The 24,126-nt window shown below is 39.4% G+C and carries 18 protein-coding genes; 10 read left to right on the top strand and 8 right to left on the bottom strand.

Annotation, left to right across the window (positions count from 1 at the left end; all coding sequences use genetic code 11):
* Positions 1-49: 49 nt before the first annotated feature.
* Positions 50-1,495, bottom strand: coding sequence for an RNase adapter RapZ (locus R3E32_00990; protein ID MEZ4883279.1), 1,446 nt, complete (start codon positions 1,493-1,495; stop codon positions 50-52).
* A complete protein-coding gene (locus tag R3E32_00985; protein MEZ4883278.1) occupies positions 1,492-2,289 on the bottom strand; it encodes a polyphosphate kinase in 798 nt (265 codons plus the stop codon). Before R3E32_00985 ends, R3E32_00990 begins: the two co-directional genes overlap by 4 nt.
* Before the next feature lie 128 nt (positions 2,290-2,417).
* On the opposite strand from R3E32_00985, the gene R3E32_00980 reads away from it, so the two are divergent.
* Both R3E32_00980 and ppk1 read left to right on the top strand, forming a co-directional pair.
* Positions 2,418-2,915 carry a histidine phosphatase family protein gene (locus R3E32_00980; protein ID MEZ4883277.1) on the top strand — a complete coding sequence of 166 codons (498 nt, stop codon included), beginning with the start codon at positions 2,418-2,420 and terminating at the stop codon, positions 2,913-2,915.
* A 55-nt stretch (positions 2,916-2,970) separates the two neighbouring features.
* Positions 2,971-5,088: a polyphosphate kinase 1 gene (gene ppk1, locus R3E32_00975; GenBank protein MEZ4883276.1), complete on the top strand. Its 2,118-nt coding sequence runs from the start codon at positions 2,971-2,973 to the stop codon at positions 5,086-5,088.
* 513 nt (positions 5,089-5,601) lie between these two features.
* Here ppk1 and sppA read toward each other — a convergent pair.
* Positions 5,602-7,377, bottom strand: a complete 1,776-nt coding sequence (sppA, locus tag R3E32_00970) for a signal peptide peptidase SppA (protein MEZ4883275.1) — start codon at positions 7,375-7,377, stop codon at positions 5,602-5,604.
* A 166-nt stretch (positions 7,378-7,543) separates the two neighbouring features.
* On the opposite strand from sppA, the gene folK reads away from it, so the two are divergent.
* The gene (gene folK, locus R3E32_00965) at positions 7,544-8,029 is read left to right on the top strand and encodes a 2-amino-4-hydroxy-6-hydroxymethyldihydropteridine diphosphokinase (protein ID MEZ4883274.1); all 486 of its coding nucleotides are present in this window, start codon (positions 7,544-7,546) and stop codon (positions 8,027-8,029) included.
* A gap of 13 nt (positions 8,030-8,042) precedes the next feature.
* On the opposite strand, the gene nadC is transcribed toward folK, so the two are convergent.
* The 3 genes from nadC to R3E32_00950 form a co-directional block, all read right to left on the bottom strand.
* Complete coding sequence (gene nadC, locus R3E32_00960; protein MEZ4883273.1) at positions 8,043-8,888, bottom strand: carboxylating nicotinate-nucleotide diphosphorylase; 846 nt, start codon at positions 8,886-8,888, stop codon at positions 8,043-8,045.
* 298 nt (positions 8,889-9,186) lie between these two features.
* Positions 9,187-10,134, bottom strand: coding sequence for an ROK family protein (locus R3E32_00955; protein MEZ4883272.1), 948 nt, complete (start codon positions 10,132-10,134; stop codon positions 9,187-9,189).
* A gap of 70 nt (positions 10,135-10,204) precedes the next feature.
* Positions 10,205-10,339, bottom strand: coding sequence for a hypothetical protein (locus tag R3E32_00950; GenBank protein ID MEZ4883271.1), 135 nt, complete (start codon positions 10,337-10,339; stop codon positions 10,205-10,207).
* A 3-nt stretch (positions 10,340-10,342) separates the two neighbouring features.
* On the opposite strand from R3E32_00950, the gene R3E32_00945 reads away from it, so the two are divergent.
* Positions 10,343-10,741, top strand: a complete 399-nt coding sequence (locus R3E32_00945; protein ID MEZ4883270.1) for a hypothetical protein — start codon at positions 10,343-10,345, stop codon at positions 10,739-10,741.
* A gap of 117 nt (positions 10,742-10,858) precedes the next feature.
* Here the strand turns inward: R3E32_00945 and ftcD are convergent, their stop codons facing one another.
* Together ftcD and R3E32_00935 are read right to left on the bottom strand one after the other, a co-directional pair.
* Complete coding sequence (ftcD, locus tag R3E32_00940) at positions 10,859-12,559, bottom strand: glutamate formimidoyltransferase (GenBank protein MEZ4883269.1); 1,701 nt, start codon at positions 12,557-12,559, stop codon at positions 10,859-10,861.
* A gap of 321 nt (positions 12,560-12,880) precedes the next feature.
* The gene (locus R3E32_00935) at positions 12,881-13,237 is read right to left on the bottom strand and encodes an ArsC/Spx/MgsR family protein (protein MEZ4883268.1); all 357 of its coding nucleotides are present in this window, start codon (positions 13,235-13,237) and stop codon (positions 12,881-12,883) included.
* 485 nt (positions 13,238-13,722) lie between these two features.
* On the opposite strand from R3E32_00935, the gene R3E32_00930 reads away from it, so the two are divergent.
* The 6 genes from R3E32_00930 to R3E32_00905 all read left to right on the top strand — a co-directional run bounded on the left by R3E32_00930 (position 13,723) and on the right by R3E32_00905 (position 24,118).
* Entirely contained in the window at positions 13,723-14,124 is a 402-nt protein-coding gene (locus R3E32_00930) for a hypothetical protein (protein MEZ4883267.1), read from the top strand.
* 220 nt (positions 14,125-14,344) lie between these two features.
* Positions 14,345-16,306 (top strand): ATP-binding cassette domain-containing protein, encoded by a 1,962-nt coding sequence (locus R3E32_00925; GenBank protein MEZ4883266.1) that lies wholly within the window; start codon positions 14,345-14,347, stop codon positions 16,304-16,306.
* A 142-nt stretch (positions 16,307-16,448) separates the two neighbouring features.
* Entirely contained in the window at positions 16,449-19,571 is a 3,123-nt protein-coding gene (locus R3E32_00920) for an aminotransferase class III-fold pyridoxal phosphate-dependent enzyme (GenBank protein ID MEZ4883265.1), read from the top strand.
* Between the two features lie 240 nt (positions 19,572-19,811).
* On the top strand, positions 19,812-21,110 hold the full coding sequence (locus R3E32_00915; GenBank protein MEZ4883264.1) for a hypothetical protein: 1,299 nt from the start codon (positions 19,812-19,814) through the stop codon (positions 21,108-21,110).
* A gap of 399 nt (positions 21,111-21,509) precedes the next feature.
* Entirely contained in the window at positions 21,510-21,722 is a 213-nt protein-coding gene (locus tag R3E32_00910) for an RNA-binding S4 domain-containing protein (protein MEZ4883263.1), read from the top strand.
* 62 nt (positions 21,723-21,784) lie between these two features.
* Positions 21,785-24,118, top strand: a complete 2,334-nt coding sequence (locus R3E32_00905; GenBank protein ID MEZ4883262.1) for a M1 family metallopeptidase — start codon at positions 21,785-21,787, stop codon at positions 24,116-24,118.
* The last annotated feature ends 8 nt before the right edge of the window (positions 24,119-24,126 follow it).

Here is a 24,126-nt window from a genome sequence, read left to right as displayed (position 1 = left end):
TATACTTTTTACCAAAAGTACAAAAAAACAACTGCTTTTGGTAAAAAAACTAATTCACCCACCCTTTCCGCTCCTGCTCAATGTGCTTCAATTCCACCTTCACCCCATATTTTTCCTTCAAATGTTGGGCGAGTTGGTCGGCAGAATAGACCGAACGGTGTTGACCGCCCGTGCAGCCAAAATTCACTTGCAAACTGGCGAAACCTCGCTCGATGTAATTTTCTACCGCTTCATCTACGATTTGAAAAACATTGTCGAGAAAAGCGGCAATGTTGCTGCGCTGCTGCAAAAATTGGATAACCGATTCATCCCTTCCTGTGAGTTTTTTGTAGGGTTCGTAGCGTCCAGGATTGTGGAGAAAGCGGCAGTCAAAAATGAAGCCTCCGCCATTGCCCGAATCGTCGGTCGGCAAGCCTTTTTTGTAGGAAAAACTGTGGATGTAAACCGTCAGTGGACTTTCTACGCCCTTGAAGCGATTGAAGGGAGCGAACTCATTGGAGGCAACCATACTGGAGAGCGCACCAAGCAGTTTAGGCATTTCAACTGGGAATTGCACATTTTCCAAAATCCATCGAATGTTTTGAAGCGCAAAGGGGATGCTTTTGAGGAAATGTTCTTTGCGCTCAATCAAACCCCGAAATCCATACGCCCCCAAAACTTGAATGGAGCGAATCAAGACATAAGCATAGTAGTATTCTTCAAATTTGACTCTATCCACCTCCACCATTGTTTCCACAACATCTAAATAATGCTTTAGCAATTCTTGGCGAATCGAGTGCGGAATATTTGCTTTCGCTTGGTACAAAAGGGAAGCCAAATCGTACTGCAATGCGCCTTGTCTTCCTCCTTGATAGTCAATAAAAAAGGGTTCGCCTTCTCGAATCATGATGTTGCGGGACTGAAAATCCCGAAACATAAAATAATGGTGGTCTTCTTGCAGCAAATAATCGGCAAATCGGTTGATGTCATCCTCCAATGCTTGTTCATCGAAGGGAAAATGACAGAGGTTGAGAAAGTAATATTTGAAGTAATTGAAGTCCCACAAAATGGATTGTTTGTCGAAAGCTGCACGCGGGTAACACACTGAATAGTCCAATCCTTCACCTCCTTTCACCTGCAATTCTGCCAATTTTGCGACCGATTTTCGGTACAATTGAAGCAACTCATTGGAGAAAGGTGCGTCATTTTCGGGCAGCATATTGTATAGTGCCGTTCCACCCAAATCTTCTTGTAGATACATGTTTTGTTCCACATTTACTGCATAGATATTGGGGACGGGTAAACCTTTGCTTTTGAAGTGCTTGGAGAAGGTCACAAAGGCATGGTTTTCTTTGGCATTAGGGCCATAAGTTCCGATTGCCGTTTTGGTTTCACTTTGCAGACGGTAGTATTTTCGGGGTGAACCTGATGGAGCAAGGGCTACGATTGAAGTGGGTTTTTCGCTTGCCCATTGCTCGAAAAGTTGGGATAAATCTTGTTCTAATTCAATGTTCATCCTTCAAATTCCTTCATCAATTCTATCAAATCGGGGTCATTCATGTCTATATCACCATCAGGATATTCCATGTTCAACGCCTCCAAAGCTTCAACAATGTGTTTGCTAATAAGATATTCTTTGTACCAGTTTTTATCAGAAGGCACAATGATCCACGGACTCGTTTCAGGGCTACAATTTTCGATGGCTTCCTCATAGGCTTTGCGATAGGCAGGCCATTGTTTGGCTTTGTCGAGGTCGTCTGCGCTGTATTTCCAGCGTTTGGTAGGCTCAGTGACACGCTCATAAAAATCCTCTCGCTGTGATTCTTCCGAAATGTGGAGGTAGAACTTCAAAATGCGTGTACCAGAATCGTGTAAAAATCGCTCAAAATTGTTGATATGGTCAAAACGGCGGTAGGCTTCCTCGTCTGTAATCCAATTCTCGACCCTCACTATCAACACTTCTTCGTAATGTGAACGATTGAAGACCTGAATCATACCTTTTGCAGGAGCGCATTTGTGAACCCGCCACAAAAAATCGTGAGATGCTTCTTCGGTCGTTGGTTTTTTAAAAGATTTAACCCGAACCCCCTGCGGATTGACAGAATAAAATACATCTCTCGTTGCACCATCTTTGCCGCTTGCATCCATGCCCTGTAAGACGATTAACAATGCCCATTTTGACTCTGAGTACAGCACTTTTTGCAGTTCCCTCAGTCGGTCGTTGTACTCTTGGGTCTTTTCTTTTATCTTTTTTTTGTCAATATCTTTAGGTGGAAGTGTAGAAATAGATAGCAAATCAATCTTTCCCATGTTGTTTGTTTTGTAAAGGTTAAAAATGATGTTGTAATTTAGGACTAAAATATTAATTTTGAAGAATCTTTTGTTAAAAAATTGTAATTGGTTATAAAAATCAATTGCCATAACTCAATGAAAACCAAATGAAGACATTATACCTAATACGTCATGCTAAGTCAAGCTGGAAAGATTTGAGCCTTGATGATATTGATAGACCTCTCAACAAGAAAGGGAAAAAAGATGCACCTCAAATGGGTATCTTTTTGAAGGAAAAAGGCGTTGAACCAGACCTAATGATCAGCAGCCCTGCAAAAAGGGCTTATACAACTGCGAAACTGATTGCAGCAGAATTATCATATCCAGAGAAAGACATAGAAAAAAACAGAAAATTATATGTATTTGATTACAGTGGAAAAGACGTAATGGATGTGCTTACAAAAATAGATCATCAATATAATATTGTGATGATTTTTGGACACAATCCTACTTTTTCACATCTTGCCAGCAGTTTCACCGAAAGCGATTTAGAGGAAATACCTACTTGTGGTGCAGTGTGTTTTCAGTTTGACACAAACGATTGGAGGGAAATTGAAGATGCAGACGCAGAATTAATGTTTTTTATGTACCCTAAAATATTGTAGTGGTACTGAAAAAGAAAGCATTTTATTCTAATATTTTTTTAACCAAAAAAGGAATATGGGGCAGATAAGCAAGAGAAATAGGTATGTCAATCGAGAAATTAGCTGGCTCGCTTTCAACGAAAGAGTACTTCAAGAAGCCGAAGATTCAGAAATGGCTTTGTTGATGCGGATTAAGTTTTTGGGCATTTTCTCCAACAACCTCGATGAGTTTTTTAGAGTTAGGGTAGCAAGTCTAAAACGAATTATCAGTCTTGACGACAATAAAGGGGTGAAGAACAAGGAGGTGAAAAACAAATTGGGCTTCAATCCTAAAAAAATCATGAAGGAGATTCACACAACCGTCATGAAACAACAAAAACGCTTTGAAAGAATATATGAGGACATCAAAAAAGAGCTGATGGCCCATGATATTCACATTATTGACGAACAGAACTTAACTGCCCGACAAGGTGAAAAAGTCATTCAATATTTTCATGACAAGGTACGTCCAGTTTTAGTGCCAATCATGATTAAGAACCTGTCACACTTACCCAAACTAAAAGATGGGTCTATATATCTGGCTGTTGTTTTAGAAAAAGACAACAAAACGAAAGACAAAGATTTTGCGTTGATAGAAATTCCGACCAGCAAAGTGGCCCGTTTTTTTGTGTTTGAACGAGAAGAAGGCGGCAAAAATATACTTCTTTTAGATGATGTAATACGCTATAGCCTTCACGAAATTTTTTCGATGTTTGGCTACGACCATTACAGTGCTTACACGGTCAAAATCACCAAAGATGCCGAAACGGATATAGACAACGATGTATCGAAAAGTTTCTTAGAACTCATGAGCATTGCAGTTCAAAGACGAACAGAAGGACGAGCAGTTCGGTTCATACACGACCAAGACATTGACAAAGATTTATTGGCATTTTTGATTGGAAAATTAAAGATTAGAGCCGATGATAATATCATTCCAGCAGGTAGGTACCACAATTTCAAAGACTTTATGGACTTTCCTACATTGGGTCCTCCTGACCTTAGCAACCGCCCCAATCCACCATTGGCGCACAAAAACATCAATCCCAATCGCAGCCTTTTTAAAATCATCAAAAAACGCGACATCATGTTGCATTTCCCTTACCAATCCTTTCATCCTGTGATTGATTTTCTAAGGGAAGCAGCCATAGACCCAAAAGTAAAATACGTCAAAGCGACTCTTTATAGAGTGGCCAAACGCTCCAACATCATCAACGCACTCATCAGCGCAAAGAAAAATGGCAAGGATGTAACTGTTGTAATTGAATTACAAGCACGGTTTGACGAAGAAGCCAATATTCGCTGGGCAAAAGAATTGCAGAGTGAAGGCGTGAAAGTAGTTCACGGCCAACAAGATATTAAAATCCACAGCAAGCTACTATTGGTAGGACGAGAAGAGGAAGGTAAGATTGTGCATTACGCCAATATTTCGACAGGTAACTTCAATGAAGATACTGCACGGGTATATGCAGATGACAGTTTACTCACCGCCCACAAAGGCATCACCAAAGATGTGTTCAAGGTCTTCAAAATGATAGAAAGTAATCAGCAACCTTCTGCCAGCATTGTCTTCAATCACTTATTGGTTTCTCCTTATCACTTAGTCAATACTTTATTCGACTTTATAGATATCGAAATCGCCAATGCTAAAGCAAACAAAGAGGCATACATCATCGCCAAAATGAATGGATTAAACGATGAAGGAATGATCGAAAAACTATATGAAGCATCGCAGGCTGGTGTAATTATTCAACTCATTATAAGGGGGATATGCTCACTCAAACCTGGGGTAAAAGGATTGAGTGACAAAATTGAAGCAATCAGCATTGTGGACAAATACCTCGAACATTCAAGGGTTTACATTTTCTGCAATGGCGGCAATCAGCGAAGTTATATTTCGTCTGCCGATTGGATGGAACGCAATCTTAGAAGACGCATTGAAGTGGCTTGCCCTGTGTATGACGAAAAAATGGTCACTCGCCTCAAAGACATCTTAACTTTTCAGTGGAAAGACAATGTGAAAGCAAGAATCCACGATCAAGAAAAAAACAATCCACATAAGCCCAATCCTGATAATAATGAGTCGATTCGTGCTCAGAATGCAACCTATGATTACTTCAAAAGCTACTTGGAGGTGGAAGAGGAAAATGTTTAAGAAGTATAGGTCTACACATGAAAAAAGGAATATAATGCGCCCTCAAACGCCTCTATCTTGGGTCGTAATGTTGAGTTTGTAAAGTCATTTTACCTTTATTAGGATAGAAGATATTTGAATTCTGATTGGTGATTTTTTGAAAATCCCGCTTATTAAATCAGCGCATTTTTATTGCAGAATTTTAGTATTTAAAAACTAAAGCATTGTGTTTTTTTTCAATAAATTAAGATGATTCATTGGCAAAATTCTTTACAGTACGGTTTTCTCCATGTTAGATGAATTAAACAATAAAAGGGCAAATCTATATAGATTTGCCCTTTTATTGTTTTAAATTTTCACAACTCTTCTTTCTTCCAAAAAAATAAGTAACAGCGAAAAAATAACTTCCTAAATTGATACGAAGACTTTTGTAGTTTTCTGTTGATAGAAAGTTGATTTTCTTCCTTCTGATACATTTTTAAATGAAACTACAAAAGTCTAAATCGGGAACTTATTTTTTAGGCATTCCTAAACCTACTCCACCTCCAACTCAAACGGTACTCTCATTTGCACCGCTTCCATTTCGGAAAACTCCTTCAATTGGTGGTAGAAACGGTAAAAAGGCCCCAACTCTTCTTTGATAGAAGACTGTACCCGCACTTGCATCAAATCATCAATCAAAGCTTGAAAAGGATCTTTTTGGCGAGGGTATTCAACGATGCGATAATTATCCAAACCCACCATTTCAGCAGCAATGTCAATCGCATCTTGAAACGAACCCAACTTGTCCACCAAACCCAATTCCAAAGCCTGTTTGCCTGTCCAAACACGCCCCTGAGCATAGGTTTCTACCCTTGCTGTATCGGTATGACGACCTGCGGCAACTCTTTCTTTGAAGGAAACATAAATTTCGTCAATTCCTTGTTTGAATACTTCCTTCTCCATTTCGTTGAGTGGACGAGTGAGGAATGGAGAAATTGGGAAATCGGAATATTGCGTGGTCTTCACTCGGTCAAAAGTAATCCCCATCGTGTTGTTGTAAAATTCGCTGGCATTGACCAACACGCCAAATACGCCAATTGACCCCGTAATGGTGTTTTCGTGAGCGATAATGGTATCTGCTGCCACAGGAATATAATAACCTCCCGAAGCTGCAACATCACCCATAGATGCTACAACTGCAATGCCTTGTTCTTTAGCCATTTCCAACTCTCGCCATATAATTTCAGAAGCGAGAGCACTACCTCCACCCGAATTGATCCGAAATACAATCGCCTTAACATCTTTGTTTTGGCGAATATCTCGAATGATTTTGGCATATTTTTCAGAACCAATTTGCCCGTCCTCCCCCTCTCCACTCACAATACTACCTTGAGCATAAACGATAGCGATTTTTTCTTTCGCCAATTTTTTCTTTTGGGGACGGTTATTAGCATCCGTATAATCCGAAATATCCACAAAATTGATTTTTTCATCCTCACCCAATCCCAACTTGTTTTTGATTTCGTCAAACACTTGATCCTCATAAAATATATCATCTGCAATACCTTGTTCTTTAGCATCTTCAGCATTACGTACCAAAAGTTGATTCATGATTTCCTCCAATTTTTGAGGACTCATATTTCGAGCAGCAGCTACTTTTTCGATATAATCTTGGTGAAACTCCTGCAAAAAAGACTGAATTTGTTCCCGATTCGGTTCACTCATATCCGCCCTGCGAAAAGGCTCAGTCGCACTTTTGAATTTTCCAGCATAAAAAATCTCTGGCTCTATTTCCCATTTGTCGAGCAAGTTCTTGAAAAACGCCAACTCCGTATGGTAACCTTTGATTGAAATAACACCTTTCGGATTCAAATATACTTTATCTGCAATTGAAGCCAAATAGTAAGTTTTTTGGGTCATTGTTTCACCATAAGCAATCACAAATTTACCCGATGTCTTAAAGTCTTCAATGGCTTCTCTAATTTCCGAAGTAGTAGCCAAACCATTTGGTATGCCACTGAGCTCTAAATACATGCCTTTTATATTGTCATCCTCTTTGGCGATGCGAATGTTCTGCAAAACATCGTTGAGCCCCATCTGTTTTTTAGGAATAAACGATTCAGGATTGAAGGAGTTGATGGGGGAAGGTTGACTTTGTTCAGGAAGTTCTGTATCGAATTTTGCCTTCAATACACTATTGGTTTTTAGGTTAATTCCTTGGTCTTCAGTGGCAAAATTAAGAATTAGCCCTCCTATGAAAAAAAATAAGAAAAAGGCCAAAAACAAGCCTACTATGGTGGCTAATACAAACTTAAAAAATTGTTTCATGTATCGTTTTTTAATTTATTGATGGTCTCTGTAAGGCATTTTTATTAAACTTTGGACAATCAACTATCTAAAGCCCATAAGAAGCAATAAAGTTCCGTAATTAATAGGTTTACAGAACAAATTTAGTTTTTTTTAACGATTTGAAACATTTTTGCAACTTTGTCTTATGAACAAAACATTTCTATTGATTGGAGGAAATTTAGGTGAGCGTTTTTTGAACCTTCAAAAAACGAGAGAATTGATTGGTGAAAAAATTGGCCGAATAGAGGCAGTTTCTTCCATTTACGAAACTGCTGCTTGGGGCGTAGAAACCCAACCCGATTTTTTGAATCAAGCATTGTGTGTATCAACCGAACTTTCACCACACGAACTGTTGGCAGAGATTCACCTTATTGAAGCCATACTAGAGCGTAAAAAGTTGCAAAAATGGGGTACAAGGACAATGGATATTGACATTTTGTTTTTTGAGAAGCAAATCATTGAAGCTCCTGATTTGATAATCCCCCATCCTTATTTGCATTTGCGCCGTTTCACGCTCATTCCTCTTTGCGAACTTATTCCAGATTTCCAACATCCTGTTCTTAAAAAAAGCACATTGCAGTTGCTGTTGGATTGCGAAGATTCTTTGACGGTCAAGAAAGTAATAGAGTGATTAGCAGGTTAGTTTACATAGCCTTCAAACTCAAATCCAAACTCTCATAAGAATGGGTCAATGCGCCAACTGACACATAATCTACGCCAGTTTCTGCATAACCTCGAATCGTATCAAGGGTAATGCCGCCAGATGATTCTAAGGGAAAACGCCCGTTCACCCATTCCACCGCCTTCCGAGTAGTAGGCACATCGAAGTTGTCGAGCATGATTCTGTCAATTTGCCCAACCGTCAAAGCCTCCTGCAGTTCCTCCATGTTGCGAACTTCGAGTTCAATTTGAAGGTGTTCCAAGTTTTTATCTTTGAGGTATTTACGGGCAGTAAGGACAGCGTTGGTGATGCCTCCACAAAAGTCATGGTGGTTGTCCTTAATCATCAACATATCGTACAAACCCATACGGTGATTGGTTCCCCCGCCAATTCGAACCGCCCACTTTTCAATCGCTCTAAAACCGGGCGTAGTTTTGCGGGTGTCCAATACCTTTGTCTTCAACCCATCGAGCCTCGATACATATCGGTGAGTCATCGTTGCAATGCCGCTCATTCGCTGCATACAGTTCAGCACTACCCTTTCAGCGGTGAGAATAGACTGTTTTCGACCTTCCACAAAAAAGGCAATATCACCATATTTCACAGTGGCTCCATCCTCCAAAAAAAGATCTATCTGCAATCCTTCATCTACTCGTCCAAATATCTGCTTTGCCAAATCAATACCTGCCAGAATACCCTCTCCTTTTACCAACAATCTCGCCTTCCCCATTGCAGTAGCAGGAATACAAGCCAATGAAGTATGGTCTCCTTCCCGAATATCTTCTTCCAGAATATGGTCTATAAACTCGATTAAATCTTTGTCTATCATTTTTTTTTGAAATTTAGTTTTACAATAGTTCGTAGTTTTTTTTCTAAAAAATTGAAGATCAATCTATTAAAACACAAATTGAACTTTTGCAATTAGATGATAATCAAATCTCTGCGTTTAGTAAAAACTACCCGAACCATTGGTTTTAGGAACGATTCAAAAGTAACTTTATAAAGTTTATTTCATAAATGGCTGATTGCAAAGTGCATTTTTAATTTTCATTCGTTCCTTAGTCAGTAAGCAACAACGAAAAAATAACTTCCTCATATTAATACAAAGACTGCAAAATTTTCCGCCATCAAACTTCCTTTGTGATAGTCTGCAAATCCCCCAATGATTTTGCGCCGACCGCTGCTCCAATAATGCCCGCATAATTACGCAATTTGGCAGGCAAGATTTCCATTTCTAATTTAGCACGTCCCTCAGTTTTGTGTTTGTGGGCATACAGTTTATCAAAATCTGTATCTTTCAAAAAAGGTTTGTATTGGTTAAAACGCACGTCTTTGCTCGCTCCACCTCCAATAATCACAGATTCAGGAGATAACAAACGCTGAACACATCGCAGGTATTCCTTCAATCTTTTATCAGCCCATTCCTCCCAACTCAACTCTGCTTTTTTGCGGGTATAACTAGATGCAAAATCTTCTGCCAATACACAATCTTTTCCATAGAGTTTCTTGTCAACTTTCATGAAAAAGTGTCCAAACTCAGTATTTGGAACAAGCTGACCATCAATAAACAATGCAGAGCCAATACCCGTACCGACAGTCAATACCAATACAGAACCTTCTTTCCCTTTGCCTGTTCCAAAAGTCATTTCGCCAATCCCTGCCGCATCTGTATCGTTCATGGCAGCAATGGCTACATCGGGTAAGTTTTTGGATAAAAAGGTAGGTAAATGTACATCTAACCATTTATTATGGATGTTGGACGCACTCCGAACGATGCCATTCTGAACAATGGCGGGGAAACCAAGTCCAATCAAGCCTTTCCATTTGTAGTGCTTTACAATATCTTCAAAAATTTCTCTAATTTGTTTGGGAGTAAGTTTAGGCTCTCTAGGGGTTTGAATTTCATACCATAAATTATCTTTATCTAAACCATCAGGAAATGTATCCTTTTCGAGCATCTCCATTGTAAACCAATCGCTTTTTTTTGTTCTCCAAGCACCAGTTTGAATATCTACAATGGCTGCTTTGATACCACCGCCACCTATGTCGATTCCTAAAATTTCTGTTTTTTGCATATTTTTTAGTCTGTTTTTGAGGTAAGAAAGAATTTATAGTCTTGTTATGATTTCGTTAGATAGCTCAAAATTAGCCAAAAGGCTCAAAATCCAATGAAAGTCTGCTGCTTTCTTTTTCATTATCTTCAAAGATTTTCAAGGCTCGGCTTTCAAATCGGAATAAACTTGTTATTTTTGCAGCCAACAAAAAATAAATATTTAACATACGATGAAAACAATAGATGCTCTTGCGTTGATTAACGATATTCGAGAAGAAATCAACGAAAAAGGCTTTCAGCCTGATATGGTTGTCGAGCAATTACAGGAACTACGTGAGATTGCTTTGCAGGAAGGAAATCCCGTCGTTACCAAAGCATTGCGTTTAGCATACGAACACATTGAATTGTATCAAGAGTTTGCTATTAAATATTTGGGCAAAGAGGACGAAGAGGAAGAAAATGAGGAGGAAGAGGAAGATGTAGCAGAAGAAAAGGTTGAAGATAGTGATGATGAACAAGATGATGTGGATAACTTTGGTTATTTTCTTGAATTGATTCGTGCTGCTGAAAACCGATTCAATCGAGCTGAATTATTGGATATCATCAAGTTATTGATGGAGTTTGATTAATTAACTCTTCCAAGTTTCTAAATATTTGACAACAGTTGGAGTGACAAGTTCATAATGTACTCCACAAAAAGCCCGTTCTTTCAAAATAGAGAGAAAGGGCTTTTTTTCTGAGTAGTTTTACATTCCGTTTATTTTTTTCTCGACTATCTCCAAAATCTCCGCCTCCAAAGCCTTTGCATTTACCACCATTGCAGCTCCTTTTTGTAGTTTTTCTGCAATGAATTGTTTGTCTTCCAATCCGTCCGCATTAATTTGCACATTCAGAAAAGCTCCGATTACCGCCGTTCTCGCACAAGCAGCCCCCACACCTGCATCCGACACCGAAGCGGGGTTGCCTATTTGCGCCATCGCCTTCAATACCTCCATAGATGCAAGCGAAATTTCCATAATTCGGTAAGGTACTTCAATCGCATTTTTAGTGGCATTTTGCAGAGCCTCTTTTCGAGCCAGTTTTTCGTCGTCTGTCTTTTTGGGTAGCCGAATAGCATCCATAATGCCATTGAAGGCAGCGGTATCCTCATCCACCAATTGCAGCAACTGCTGTTTAAAAGTCTGTCCTTTTTCAGCCCAATCCGAAAATTCTTCCCAACGCTCATCCCATCCTCGTTTGTGTGCCGAAAGATTCGCAACCATTGTACCGAGCGAAATCCCCAAAGCCCCCACATAAGCGGAGATAGAACCTCCTCCAGGAGCAGGTGATTCTGAGGCTGTTTCGTCCGCAAATTCCTGCAAATTCTTATGCAGCAAAGGCGTTTTGTTGACATCTTGCAGCAAGTATTCGATGATTTTCTTTTGAGGGTCAAAAGGAGTCAATTCGTCTAAACCCATAGTTTTTATGGCAATGTGAATCAGTTCTTCCTCCGACACTCCCACAGAGCGTTGTTGCTGCTTCAAAAAATAACGCCCTGCCGCCAACATGGACTTCAATGGCACCAAACCCACCAATTCAGAACCTGTCACCCTCATTCCTCTGTTTTGTGCACTTTTGCATACTTCGTCGAATGCAATGTGCAAAGGGGTCAGGTTGATGTTGGTGAGGTTCATCGAAATTTGACACTGACCATATTCTTCAATGTACCAACCGATGGCTTTCACCGCTTTGCAAGCTCCCCTTTCCCGCATGGGATTTCCCGCCTCGTCCAACACTATTTTGCCGGTAATCGGATCGCCTTCTCGTTTGATGCGGCCATTTTCTCGCACATCAAAAGCAATTGAATTGGCTCTACGTGTGGAAGTTGTGTTGATGTTTACGTTGTAAGCTATCAGAAAATCTCGTGCGCCAATAGCAGTTACGCCTGTTTTCTTGACCCGTTCATTGAATTCAGCAGGCCCTGCATCGGGAATCCAATTGGCATCACTCAACTTCTTAGGCAATCCTTCGTATTCACCTGCTCTCACGGTTGCCAAATTTTTGCGATTGGGCTGACTTGCCGCACTTTCGTAGAGGTAAATCGGAATCCCCAATTCACGCCCAACTCTTGCCGCCAATTGACGGGCATAGTCTGCGGCTTCTTCCATACTGACTCCTGCAATGGGTATGAGTGGACAAACATCGGTTGCGCCAAAACGGGGATGTTCGCCGCTGTGTTTGGACATGTCTATCACTTCTCCCGCTTTTTTGATGGCTTGAAATGCCGCTTCTACTACTGCTTCTGGCTCTCCTACAAAGGTTACAACGGTTCGGTTGGTGGCTTTGCCGGGGTCTATATCGAGCAGTTTCACTCCTTCGATGGCTTCAATCTGTGTCGTGATTTGTTGGATAATGTCCATGTTTCGTCCCTCTGAAAAGTTGGGGACACATTCGAGAATTCTTTTCATTTTTTTTGTGTTGGAGTTTTAATGTGTTAGGGTGTTTGTGTTTTTTTGTGTTGGATTGTTAGTACAACAAAAATTAAATAAATAGCAGATATTGGGCCATTATTGAGCAAATCAAAATCACGATAAGCAGAGAACACTCTTTTAAGTTGCCACTTGTATTAGTTTATGATGTACTAGGGTGTTTGTGTTTTTTTTGTGTTGGAGTTTTCGAGTTTCGTATTGAAGTACTTTTGCTTTAAACTATTAAAAATGTGTTTTTATGTCATTTATTTTGTGTTATGCTGTATTTCCAACAACACTCCAAAATACCAACACCTTAAATTACTTCCCCAAAACCTCTTTCAAACTCTCCAAACTTTTCTTCATACTGCCAAAAAACAATTGATTGCCCACCAAAAAGATAGGACGTTTAAGGAAAGTGTATTCTTCTAAAATGTAGTTTTTGTAGTCATCTTCACCTAATTCTTTCTTACTCAATTCCCAAAGACGGTATTTCCTTGCCCTTCTACTAAAAAGACTTTCATAACTTCCAGCTAGTTCTTTCATTTCTGCCAATTGGTCAGGAGTAATTTTTTCTTCCTTGATGTTCTGGTATTCAAACTCATCTCCTATTTCTACTTCCTTCAATATTTTCTGATTTGTGCTACAACTTGCCAAATGATATACTTTCTTTCGCATGATAATCGGATTTAATTTTAGGAACAAAAATAAACAAAGAAAACTTGGGGATGTGGGTAATGTTTCCCAAAAATTATGTATATTAGAACTCAGTTTTAATAAACTGTTTTCTCAGCCTTAAACCAACAGTAATTCTAAGCACCAATCCACATTTGCATGAGAATGATTTACTACCATTTACTTTTCTTCACCACAAATAAGGTTTTAACCTTAACTTTCAACACCTTGTGGTTTGTTTTGAAGAAAAAAATTGAAGTAAATCGGGGAAAACTTATCCTCAAACCATTTTTTTCCACTCCTTTTTCTTTTATTTTCCCATTCAAGTTCTCTTTTTTCAACGGCAAAAATACACCAATCCTCGTCCAACCTCACCAAAATTTCCCGTTGAATTTCATTGATACTTCCCTACTGTTTACATTTAAGGTATATAACTCTATTTTTTTGAATTTTCCTGTAACACTCACCTACGATAAAAACATACGACTATGCAGAAGTATATAGATTATTTACTACAAGATCTTTACAATGCGAAGATGAACATTGGAGAAGTGGTCAATGCCTACGATGAAACCTGCAATCATCCTTCTTCTCTTCCAGCTTCTTTCATTGAAGTTCCCTGCAAAAGTATGTCTGAATGGTTTGGTATTGAACACTATGAGTTCCCTCCTTTTTACAAACTCACCAAAAAACAGGCACAACAACTAACAGATGCAATCATAGACCTTTGGAATGTCTTCAATATCAATGCAATTTTTGCAGAAGAAATGACTTGTAGAGATAAATATGCACAGTTAGTTCGTTTTTGGCAATACAAAGTACAGTATATTCCCAATGGAAAATGGACGGTTGATTGGAGTAGTTGGTCGAAGAGAGAAACTGCCATGTAGTTTTTGGAGTTCATTTGACAAATATTGTAGCAATGAAACTTCGGTAATTTTTCCTTTCAATTGGAATAAGAACAAACATCAATAGCCTTCTTTCTTATTTCGGCAGCACATCTGTAACTCTATTTGTAGCAATACTATCAAACAACTTGCCTTCAACAATTCATTTCTCAAATTTTCCATAACTTTACGCCCAATATTTTACAAGACTTAAAACTACAACATGATTAGCCTCGCTAATATATCCATACAATACGGCGGTCGTTTTTTATTCGACGACATCAGTTTCACCATCACAGAGAAAGACCGCATCGGTCTGGTCGGCAAAAACGGTGCAGGAAAATCCACCATGCTCAAAGTCTTGGTTGGTGAAATTTTGGCAGAAAGTGGTACAATATCCATGGACAATGGCACTACCTTGGGTTATTTGCCTCAAGATAAAAAGGTCAGAAATACCAAAACCGTCTTTGAAGAGTCTGCAACCGCTTTTGAAGAAGTACAAAAGGTGGAACGTCAATTAAAGGGATACCACAAAGAAATAGAGCAACGAACCGACTACGAATCAGAAGATTACTTCAAACTACTGGAAGACATGACCGAAGCTCAAGACCGATTGCATCGGTTGGGAGGTTTGACTATTCGAGAAGACATTGAAAAGATTCTCAAAGGTTTGGGTTTTCAAGACGGTGATTTTGACCGATTGATGAGTGAATTCAGTGGAGGTTGGCAAATGCGGGTAGAGTTGGCGAAAATATTGTTGATGCGCCCCGATTACGTGTTGTTGGATGAGCCTACCAATCACTTGGACATTGAATCCATTATGTGGTTGGAAGATTTTTTGGCATCTTATACTGGGGGTGTTTTGTTGATTTCGCATGACCGAGCTTTTTTGGACAAGGTCACAAATCGCACCGTTGAATTGGTCAATGGCAAGGCTTACGACTACCGCACTTCTTACTCCGCCTTTATGGATCTTCGAGAACAGCGTATCGAAAAGCAGAAAACGGAGGCTCAACGACAAGAAAAATTCATTGAACACACAGAAACACTTATCAACAAATTTCGAGCGAAAAAAAATAAGGCAAAGTTTGCCCAATCGCTTATCAAGAAATTAGATAGGATAGAAATCATTGAAGTAGATGAAAAGGAATCGGCTTCTATCAAATTTCGTTTTCCGCCAGCACCCCGTTCTGGAAAAATCGTGGTTGAAGCCAAAAGTATGACCAAACGCTACGATGACCATTTAGTCCTCAATAATGTTGATTTTATACTCGAAAGAGGTGAAAAAATAGCTTTTGTGGGCAAAAATGGAGAGGGAAAAACTACGCTTGCAAAAATTATCAACCGCAAATTGGCTTATGATGGACACTGCGAACTCGGTCACAATGTAAGTATTGGTTACTACGAACAACATCAAGCCGAAACGATGGACGGTGACCAAACGGTTTTGCAGGTGATTGACGATGCTGCAACGGGCGAAATGCGCCACAGGGTACGGAGCTTGTTGGGGGCGTTTTTGTTTAGTGGTGAAGATGTGGAGAAAAAAGTGCAGGTACTTTCAGGCGGCGAAAAATCTCGTTTGGCTTTGGCTCGTTTGCTTTTAGATCCTGTGAATCTGTTGATTCTCGATGAGCCTACCAATCACTTAGACATGCAAGCCAAAGAGGTATTGAAGAAAGCACTTCAAAATTTTGATGGTTCATTGATTCTTGTGTCGCATGACCGTGATTTCCTACAAGGTCTGACCGACAAAGTCTATGAATTTCGAGATAAAAAAATCAAACCTTATATTGGTGACATTTATGCCTTTTTGGAGGAGCGAAAATTGCAGGATTTGGCCGAACTGAATTTGAAGCAAGAAATTGCGAAAAAGGAAGAGCTTTCAGTGAACAAGCAAGACCGCATTGCTCTCCGTGATACGATTCGAGAATTGGACAAGAATATCAAACGTCAATCGAATAGTGTTTCCAAATCTGAGAAGCGAATTTTGGAATTGGAGAAAGAAATTGCATCATCAGAATTGGTAATGGCCGACCCTGATTTCTATAACAGTCATAAAGACCCTAATGGCTTCCTGCAAAAATACAATCAAGCCAAAACCAATCTGAAAACGGAAATGAGCCGTTGGGAGGAATTGGCTTTTGAACTGGAGGTGATGAGAGAAGAACGCTCGGAGTATGAGTAAATAACTACGGACTTTTGAAGTTTCCTTTTAGGAAAACACCAATTTTCAGACATTCCATGTTTTTAGCAAAAAACTTCAAAAGCCTCTAATCATCAAAGTAATAGGTGAACATCCTTTTAATCTTTAGCACCAAAAAGATACCATGCTTCACAATCCCACGAACCCATCTTTCACTCTCCAAAAGGCAGAATCCCTCGCTTGGGAGCATTTTCGAGTAGGTGTCACTTCAATCAAAGAGTTACCAAGCTATGAAGACCAAAACTTCCACCTAAAAACAAAAGAAGGTAAACAGTTTACCTTAAAAATCAAGACATTGGGTACGGATGTCGAAAAAATAGAATTAGAGCATTTGGTCATGCTTCAATTGAATAACACAGCTCACGACCTTCAATTTCCACAACCTGTTCCCAATCAACTGGGCGAACTGATAACCCAAATCACAACCTCAGATGGTTCTGTCTATTTCATACGTCTCCTCACTTGGGTAGCAGGACGTATGTTGGCAAAAGTCAATCCACATACTCCCGAATTGTTGGAAAACTTGGGAGAGGCCTGTGGTCGGATTTGTTGGGAAATGCAAGGTTTAGACCATCTTGAAGCCCACCGTACGTTTAAGTGGAACAATTCACAAGCCATTTGGATCAAAGATAAAATTGAAATTTTTGAAGATCCCGATAAACGAAGTGACATAGCATATTTCATCAAACTTTACGAAACAGAAGCCCTACCACATTTGCAGTACCTTCCCAAAAGTATTGTCCACAATGACCTCAACGACTTCAATGTTTTGGTTACTGAAGACTTGCTTCATCCAAAAATTGCAGGAGTAATAGACTTTGGAGATGTAATTTACACCAATACCATAAATGAGTTGGCGATATGTATTGCCTACAATTGCATGAACAAAAAAGACCCTTTGACAGCAGCTTGTCACATCCTGAAAGGTTGTCATCGGGTATTTCATTTTTTAGATGCAGAACTAAAAGTATTGTTCCCTCTGATAGCTATTCGGCTCGCAGTCAGCATAATATCTTCGACTGAGCAAATTCTCGAAAATCCCGAAAATGAGGAATACTTATTGACACACCAACGACCTGCATGGATCCTTTTGAAGCAATGGAAAAAAATTTCTCCTTCGTTTGCCTATTACGCTTTTCGGGAGGTTTGCGGGTTCAATCCTTGCCCCAAAAACGAGTTATTTGTAGAATGGGTATCCAAACACAGACACAATTTTGGACAACTGATTTTTCCAAATAATTCAAAATCATTTCCTTCAAAAACAACGACTTATTCAAAATCTCTTGTTTTTGACCTCAGCGTTGGTAGCCTGCAATTGGGCAACAATCCCAATTTTGAAGATGCTCAACTTTTTGACCGCAGGGTACAACAACTTTTAGTTGAAGCCAATGCAAACGTTGGAATTGGTCGCTACAATGAGATACGCCCGATTTATACAACGGATAGTTATTTGGTGGAAGGAGACAATGGTCCTCAATGGCGAAGTGTTCACATGGGTTTAGATATTTTTATGGATGCGGAAACGCCAATTTTTGCACCTTTGGACGGCACAATTCACAGTTTTCAAAACAATGATGCGGATCGGGATTATGGGCCAACCATTATTTTGGAGCATCGGGTCAGCGAAGATTTGACTTTTTACACACTATACGGTCATTTGAGTTTGGATTCTTTGGAGGGTTTACAGGAAGGTCAAAAGGTTTGGAAAGGGCAACAAATCTGCAAAATCGGACCTATACCTATCAATGGCAATTGGCCTCCACACCTTCATTTTCAGGTTATTCTGGATATGCTTGGCAAAAAGGGAGATTTTGAAGGAGTGGTTTTTCCGCATCATCGAACGATTTACAAAAGTCTTTGCCCTGACCCCAATTTGCTTTCGGGCATTGAAGTCGAAAACTTGGAGGTAAAAGATTTCAGTAATGAGGAAATTTTGCAGCAGCGTCAAAAGCATTTAGGCAGGAGTCTGAGTGTTTCTTACCATAAACCGCTGCAAATACAACGTGCTTTTGGGCCTTATTTGTATGAACATACGGGACGACGCTATTTGGATACAGCGAACAATGTGCCGCATATCGGGCATCAACATCCAAGAATCGTAAAAGTGGCTCAAGAACAAATGGCGGTTTTGAATACAAATACCCGCTATTTGCATCCGACTATTACCGCTTTTGCAGAAAAATTGTGTGCTACTTTGCCACCTGAATTGTCGGTTTGTCATTTTGTTAATTCGGGAAGTGAGGCGAATGAATTGGCTGTACGAATGGCTAAGGCTTTTTCGGGGCAACGGGATATGGTGGTGATGGAGGTTGGATATCACGGCAATACGAATGTTTGTGTGGATATTAGCTCGTATAAGTTTGAAGGAAAAGGTGGAAGTGGAAAACGGGATTGGGTGCATGTGGTAGAGATGCCGGGGAAACGGTGGATGGAACAGAGGAAAGAGCGAAAACTTTGGCAATCTTGGATGCCGAAGAAGTCGGTACAGTCGGAGACTTTGCCAACAGTTGAAGCGGTCGTCAAAAAATTGAAGGAGGAAGGAAAAGGTATTGCAGGGTTTATTTGTGAGTCTATTTTGAGTTGTGGAGGACAGATTGTGTTGCCGCCCAACTATTTGAAGGCTGCTTATGAGCAGGTGCGGGCTGCGGGTGGTGTGTGTATTGCTGATGAGGTGCAGGTGGGTTTTGGACGAGTCGGTGACTATTTTTGGGGTTTTGAGTTGCAGGGCGTTGTACCTGATATTGTGACGATGGGTAAGCCGATTGGCAATGGGCATCCTTTGGCAGCGGTAGTGACAACTCCTGAGATTGCAGCGGCTTTTGCGAATGGTATGGAGTACTTCAATACGTTTGGAGGAAACCCCGTTTCTTGTGCGATTGGTCTGGAGGTGTTGAAGGTAATTGAAGATGATGGGCTGCAAGCCAACGCTTTGAAGGTAGGGAATTATTTGAAGGCTGGCTTACAAGAATTGATGAAGCGTCATTCAATTATTGGAGATGTACGTGGACATGGTTTGTTTTTGGGTTTTGAATTGGTCAAGAATCGTGAAACATTTGAGCCTGCACCAGAACAAACGACTTACCTTGCCAATCGGATGCGAGAATTGGGTATTTTGTTGGGTACAGATGGTTTATACCACAATGTAATCAAAATCAAGCCTCCTATGGTGTTTAGCATAGAAAATGCAGATTTTTTATTGGCAACTTTGAACAGGGTTTTACAAGAGGATTTCATGCGTTTGATTTAACAACTATTGAGCGAAGAAAATTAACTTTATAAAAATAAAAATATTTTAACCTTCGATTTCAATAAGCTCTCATTTCAAGCAATTTGGTAAGAACCAGACAAAATAATCACTGCTTCAAAAATTTTGGTACAAGTTTGTTTGTTTTTTGGTATATTGGATGGTGAATTTTTGTTTTCCAAATCCAAATAATTCATATTCTCGTAAATATAGGCTATCCAGTACGATTTAATCTCCTCACTTATGAAGCAATGTTACCCTGTTATTTTGACTTTCCTTCTTGCCTTTTGTGGTTTGGCAACCGTTGAAGCACAAGATTATGCTTTAGACCGAATTTACAAACAAGGTTATCCTCAAATTAATGATTATCAGTCTCAAAATGTGGTTTTTTATTTTTATGACTTCCAATCCGAAAATCTGGATTTGAGACATTTTCGACTCAGTAATCCGGTCTTGCGACTATTACTTCCCAAGCAGGTGAAGGTAAAATTGCCACCATTGAAGTGGGCGAAAGATACAACCTACGCAGCTGCCTATGTTACGAATGGAGAAGCCAAAGATGGCTCTTTGATATTGATGATTGTGGGTAATTCTTCTACCAATCACCCTACTTTTTTTATTGACAGTAATTTAGATCATGATTTTTCGGACGAAAAACCTATCGTATTTGCCAATGAAAACAAAAAATCGAAAGCTGTCAGTATCAGAGATCGATTCGATAAAGAAAAGAAGTATGATTTTATGTTGCTCAACCCTGCTTATCAGGAAGAAATAAAGGTCGTAAGCCAAGAAGTTCCTAAAGATGAGGAAGAACTCATTGCAGCGGACTTACTTGAAGAACTACCTCAAAACATCAAGAAAAATAATCTATTTAACATCAAAAAATTCAACAACAAATCTTTTTATATGAGCCTAAACGGCTTTATTGGAACGGGTAAATTGAGGTATCAATATGAAACACCTATTGATTATTATCCATTTGTGACGTATGAATTGAACTATATTCCGAAGGGTTTTGCACTTGAATTGGGGTATATTTATAAAAATATCCAACTTAATTTTGTGGGAACTTATGAGAACATGTTTTATTATACTTCTACTCTGGACGAGAGTTATACACCATTTATTGATGCTCAAGGAGTAACAGTATTTCCAGGAAAAACATTGACAAATATAGATTTACTGTCTAAAAATAAATATTCATATGGTTTAGATATTGGCTACAATATCAATATGGGCGAAAAATTTGCGCTGTATCCATTTTTGCAATATACCCAATACGATTTTGAGGAAAATTATTACAATGCCGATATTCGTAAGGAAGATCACTTCTATGCTTTGAATCAAAGATATGCTGTTGGGGGAGGAATCACTATGAAAATGATGATAAGCCCCAGAAGTTTAATTACTTATAGAGTTGTTTATCAGTACATAAATTTTGACCCCACAGGCTTTTTCCCAGCTAGTTCGGAAGTAGAAAATTTTGAACTGGAGATGGAGCAGGTTTTGATTGGTATTGGTTATTCTTTGAAGTTGTTTTAAATAGGCTATCCTCAGAAATGGCTCCGAACAACATAATATAATATAAATAATTAATCATCAGTTATTTATCCCCAATATCATGTGGTTCAATCGAGGAAAGATTTGGGTAATACAGACCTCTTTTTATTCAACTTTAATTAAAGCCTACCCCTCAAATACCTTTATTTACAGTTTTATCTTTAAAAACAACCTGAAACGCCAATACTACACATAAAATAAGTGTATAGTATCTTTCCAAACAGAAAATTAACTTAAAAATATCTCCTTGTTCCTCACAACCAATTTAATAATTTATACGCAAGTCATTGACATTCCATATTTTTTTTACTATCCCGAAGAACACGGAATGTCAAAGGATTATATGTGTAAGAGCAATTAAAAAATTAACACTTATCAACAATGAAAACATTTGAATTGAAACCCACTCAAGAATACATTGAAATGAACAAACTCCTCAAACTTTTGGGGTTTGTCGGTACAGGTGGTGAGGCAAACATGCGTATTACAGACGGGGAAGCCTTTGTGAACGGTGAAGTAGATACCCGTAAACGTCGAAAATTGCGGAAGGGGGATACAGTGGAATTTGATGGAGAAGTAGTGGAGATTCATTAACCAAGTTTTTAGTAATTTTACGACCTTTTTATTTGGTCACATAAAAAATTCCATCCATCAATATGAAAAAAAAACTATACACTTTATTCATCATTTTTGCAGTCTTGTCTTCAGTTCAGACCCTTCAATCTCAAAACGAAACCTACAACAACCCTTTCAAACAGCTCAAAGATGAAATGGCAACACCCAATGTATATCGCACAGCATCAGGTGCACCAGGTCATGAATATTGGCAACAAAAAGCAGACTACAACATCCAAATAGAGTTGGACGACCAAAACCACCGCATACACGGAACCGAAACCATCACCTACACCAACAATTCTCCCGATGAATTGAGCTACCTTTGGCTACAATTGGATCAAAATGTTCGAGCCCAAAATGCAGATTCTTACAAAGTATCAACCGATACGCCCATTAGTGGCATAGGAGGAATGAGCGATAAGTCATTGCTAACTTTGCACAACAACTTTGAAGGAGGCTTCAACATCGAATACATCAAGGACAAAAGTAACCGAGATTTGCCCTACACCATCAACCAAACCATGCTGCGAATTGACTTGCCACAAACGTTGAAGTCACAAAACAGCGTCAGTTTTCAGGTCAAATGGTGGTACAACATCAACGACCGCATCAACATGGGGGGACGTTCGGGCTACGAATATTTTGAAAAAGACGACAATTACGCTTATACCATCGCCCAATTTTACCCACGAATGGCGGTTTACAACGATTATGAAGGCTGGCAAAACATGCAATTTTTGGGCAATGGCGAATTTGCCGTTCCTTTTGGCGACTTCAATGTAAGCATCACTTTACCAGCCGATTTTGTAGTAGCTGCAACAGGTGAATTGCAGAATAGCAGCAGCGTTTTGACAAGTGAACAACGCAACCGACTACAAAAAGCACGGACTTCAACAGAACCCGTTTTGATTATTACACAAGCTGAAGCAGAAGCCAATGAAAGTTCTCGCTCAAACCAGAAAAAAACTTGGCAATACAAAGCGAATAACGTAAGAGATTTTGCCATTGCAGCTTCTCGCAAGTTTTTGTGGGATGCGATGGGAGTGCCTTTGGGCGGCAAAACGGTGATGGCGCAGTCTTTGTACCCCAAAGAAGGCAATCCACTTTGGGGTCAATACTCCACGAGAGTAGTAGCACATACGCTTCGCAGCTATTCAAAACATACATTTGACTATCCCTATCCCTCCGCTACTTCGGTTCACGCCAAAGCAATGGGCATGGAATACCCGATGATTTGCTTCAATTTTGGTCGTCCTGATGAAGACGGAACTTATGCCGAAACCATCAAATTCCGAATGATTGGAGTAATTATTCACGAAGTAGGACACAATTTTTTCCCGATGATTGTCAATTCTGACGAACGACAATGGGCATGGATGGATGAAGGATTGAACACTTTTTTGCAATATCTAACCGAGCAAGAATGGGAACGAGGTTTCCCTTCCAGACGAGGTCCCGCTTACAAAATAGTAGATTATATGAAAGCTACAGAAAAAGCAATGGTACCAATAATGAGTAGCCCCAACACCGTTCCTCAATTGGGCAACAATGCCTATGGCAAACCTGCAACGGCTTTGAATATTCTCCGGGAAACAGTGATGGGGAGAGAATTATTCGATTTTGCTTTCAAAACCTATGCCCAACGCTGGAAATTCAAACACCCTTCTCCCGAAGATTTTTTTAGAACAATGGAAGATGCTTCGGCTGTAGATTTGGATTGGTTTTGGCGAGGTTGGTTCTATTCTACCAAGCATGTGGATATAGCATTGAAGGAAGTTAATCATTTTCAGGTCAACACATTAGATCCTGAAATTGAAAATCCCTTAGCGAAAGCACAAGCCATGTATTTAGAAGAAAACTACATTTCTAATATTCGCAACAAAACAGCTATTCCTAAAACCGTTGTAGAAAAAGACCCTCAGGCAAATGATTTTTACAATGAATATGATAAATATGCGGTAAGCGATACGGATAAAACAAATTATGAATTTAGATTCAATAAAGTTCCACAAGGGCTAAAGGAAATCATGGCAGAAGATTGGCACTACTATGAAATCACCTTTTCCAATATTGGAGGTTTGGTCATGCCGCTTATACTGCAATTTGAATATGCAGACAAGACAACTGAAATCATCCGAATTCCCGCCGAAATTTGGCAGCTTAATGCAACACATGTCACCAAAATTTTTCCGCGCGAAAAAGAGGTCATTGGCATTAGTCTCGATCCTTATTTTGAAACGGCAGACACAGATACCTACAACAATTATTGGCCAGCAAGACCCGCTAACAGTCGTTTTAGTCTATTTAAAGAGCGGGAAAGGTTGAGTAACGGGATATCCAATCCAATGAAAGAAAACAAAAAACAAAATTAAACAAACAC

The organism is Chitinophagales bacterium, from assembly GCA_041392475.1.
Taxonomy (GTDB): domain Bacteria; phylum Bacteroidota; class Bacteroidia; order Chitinophagales; family UBA2359; genus JAUHXA01.
Note: the sequence above shows the minus strand (reverse complement) of the source record. Positions and strands in the feature narration are given on the sequence as shown.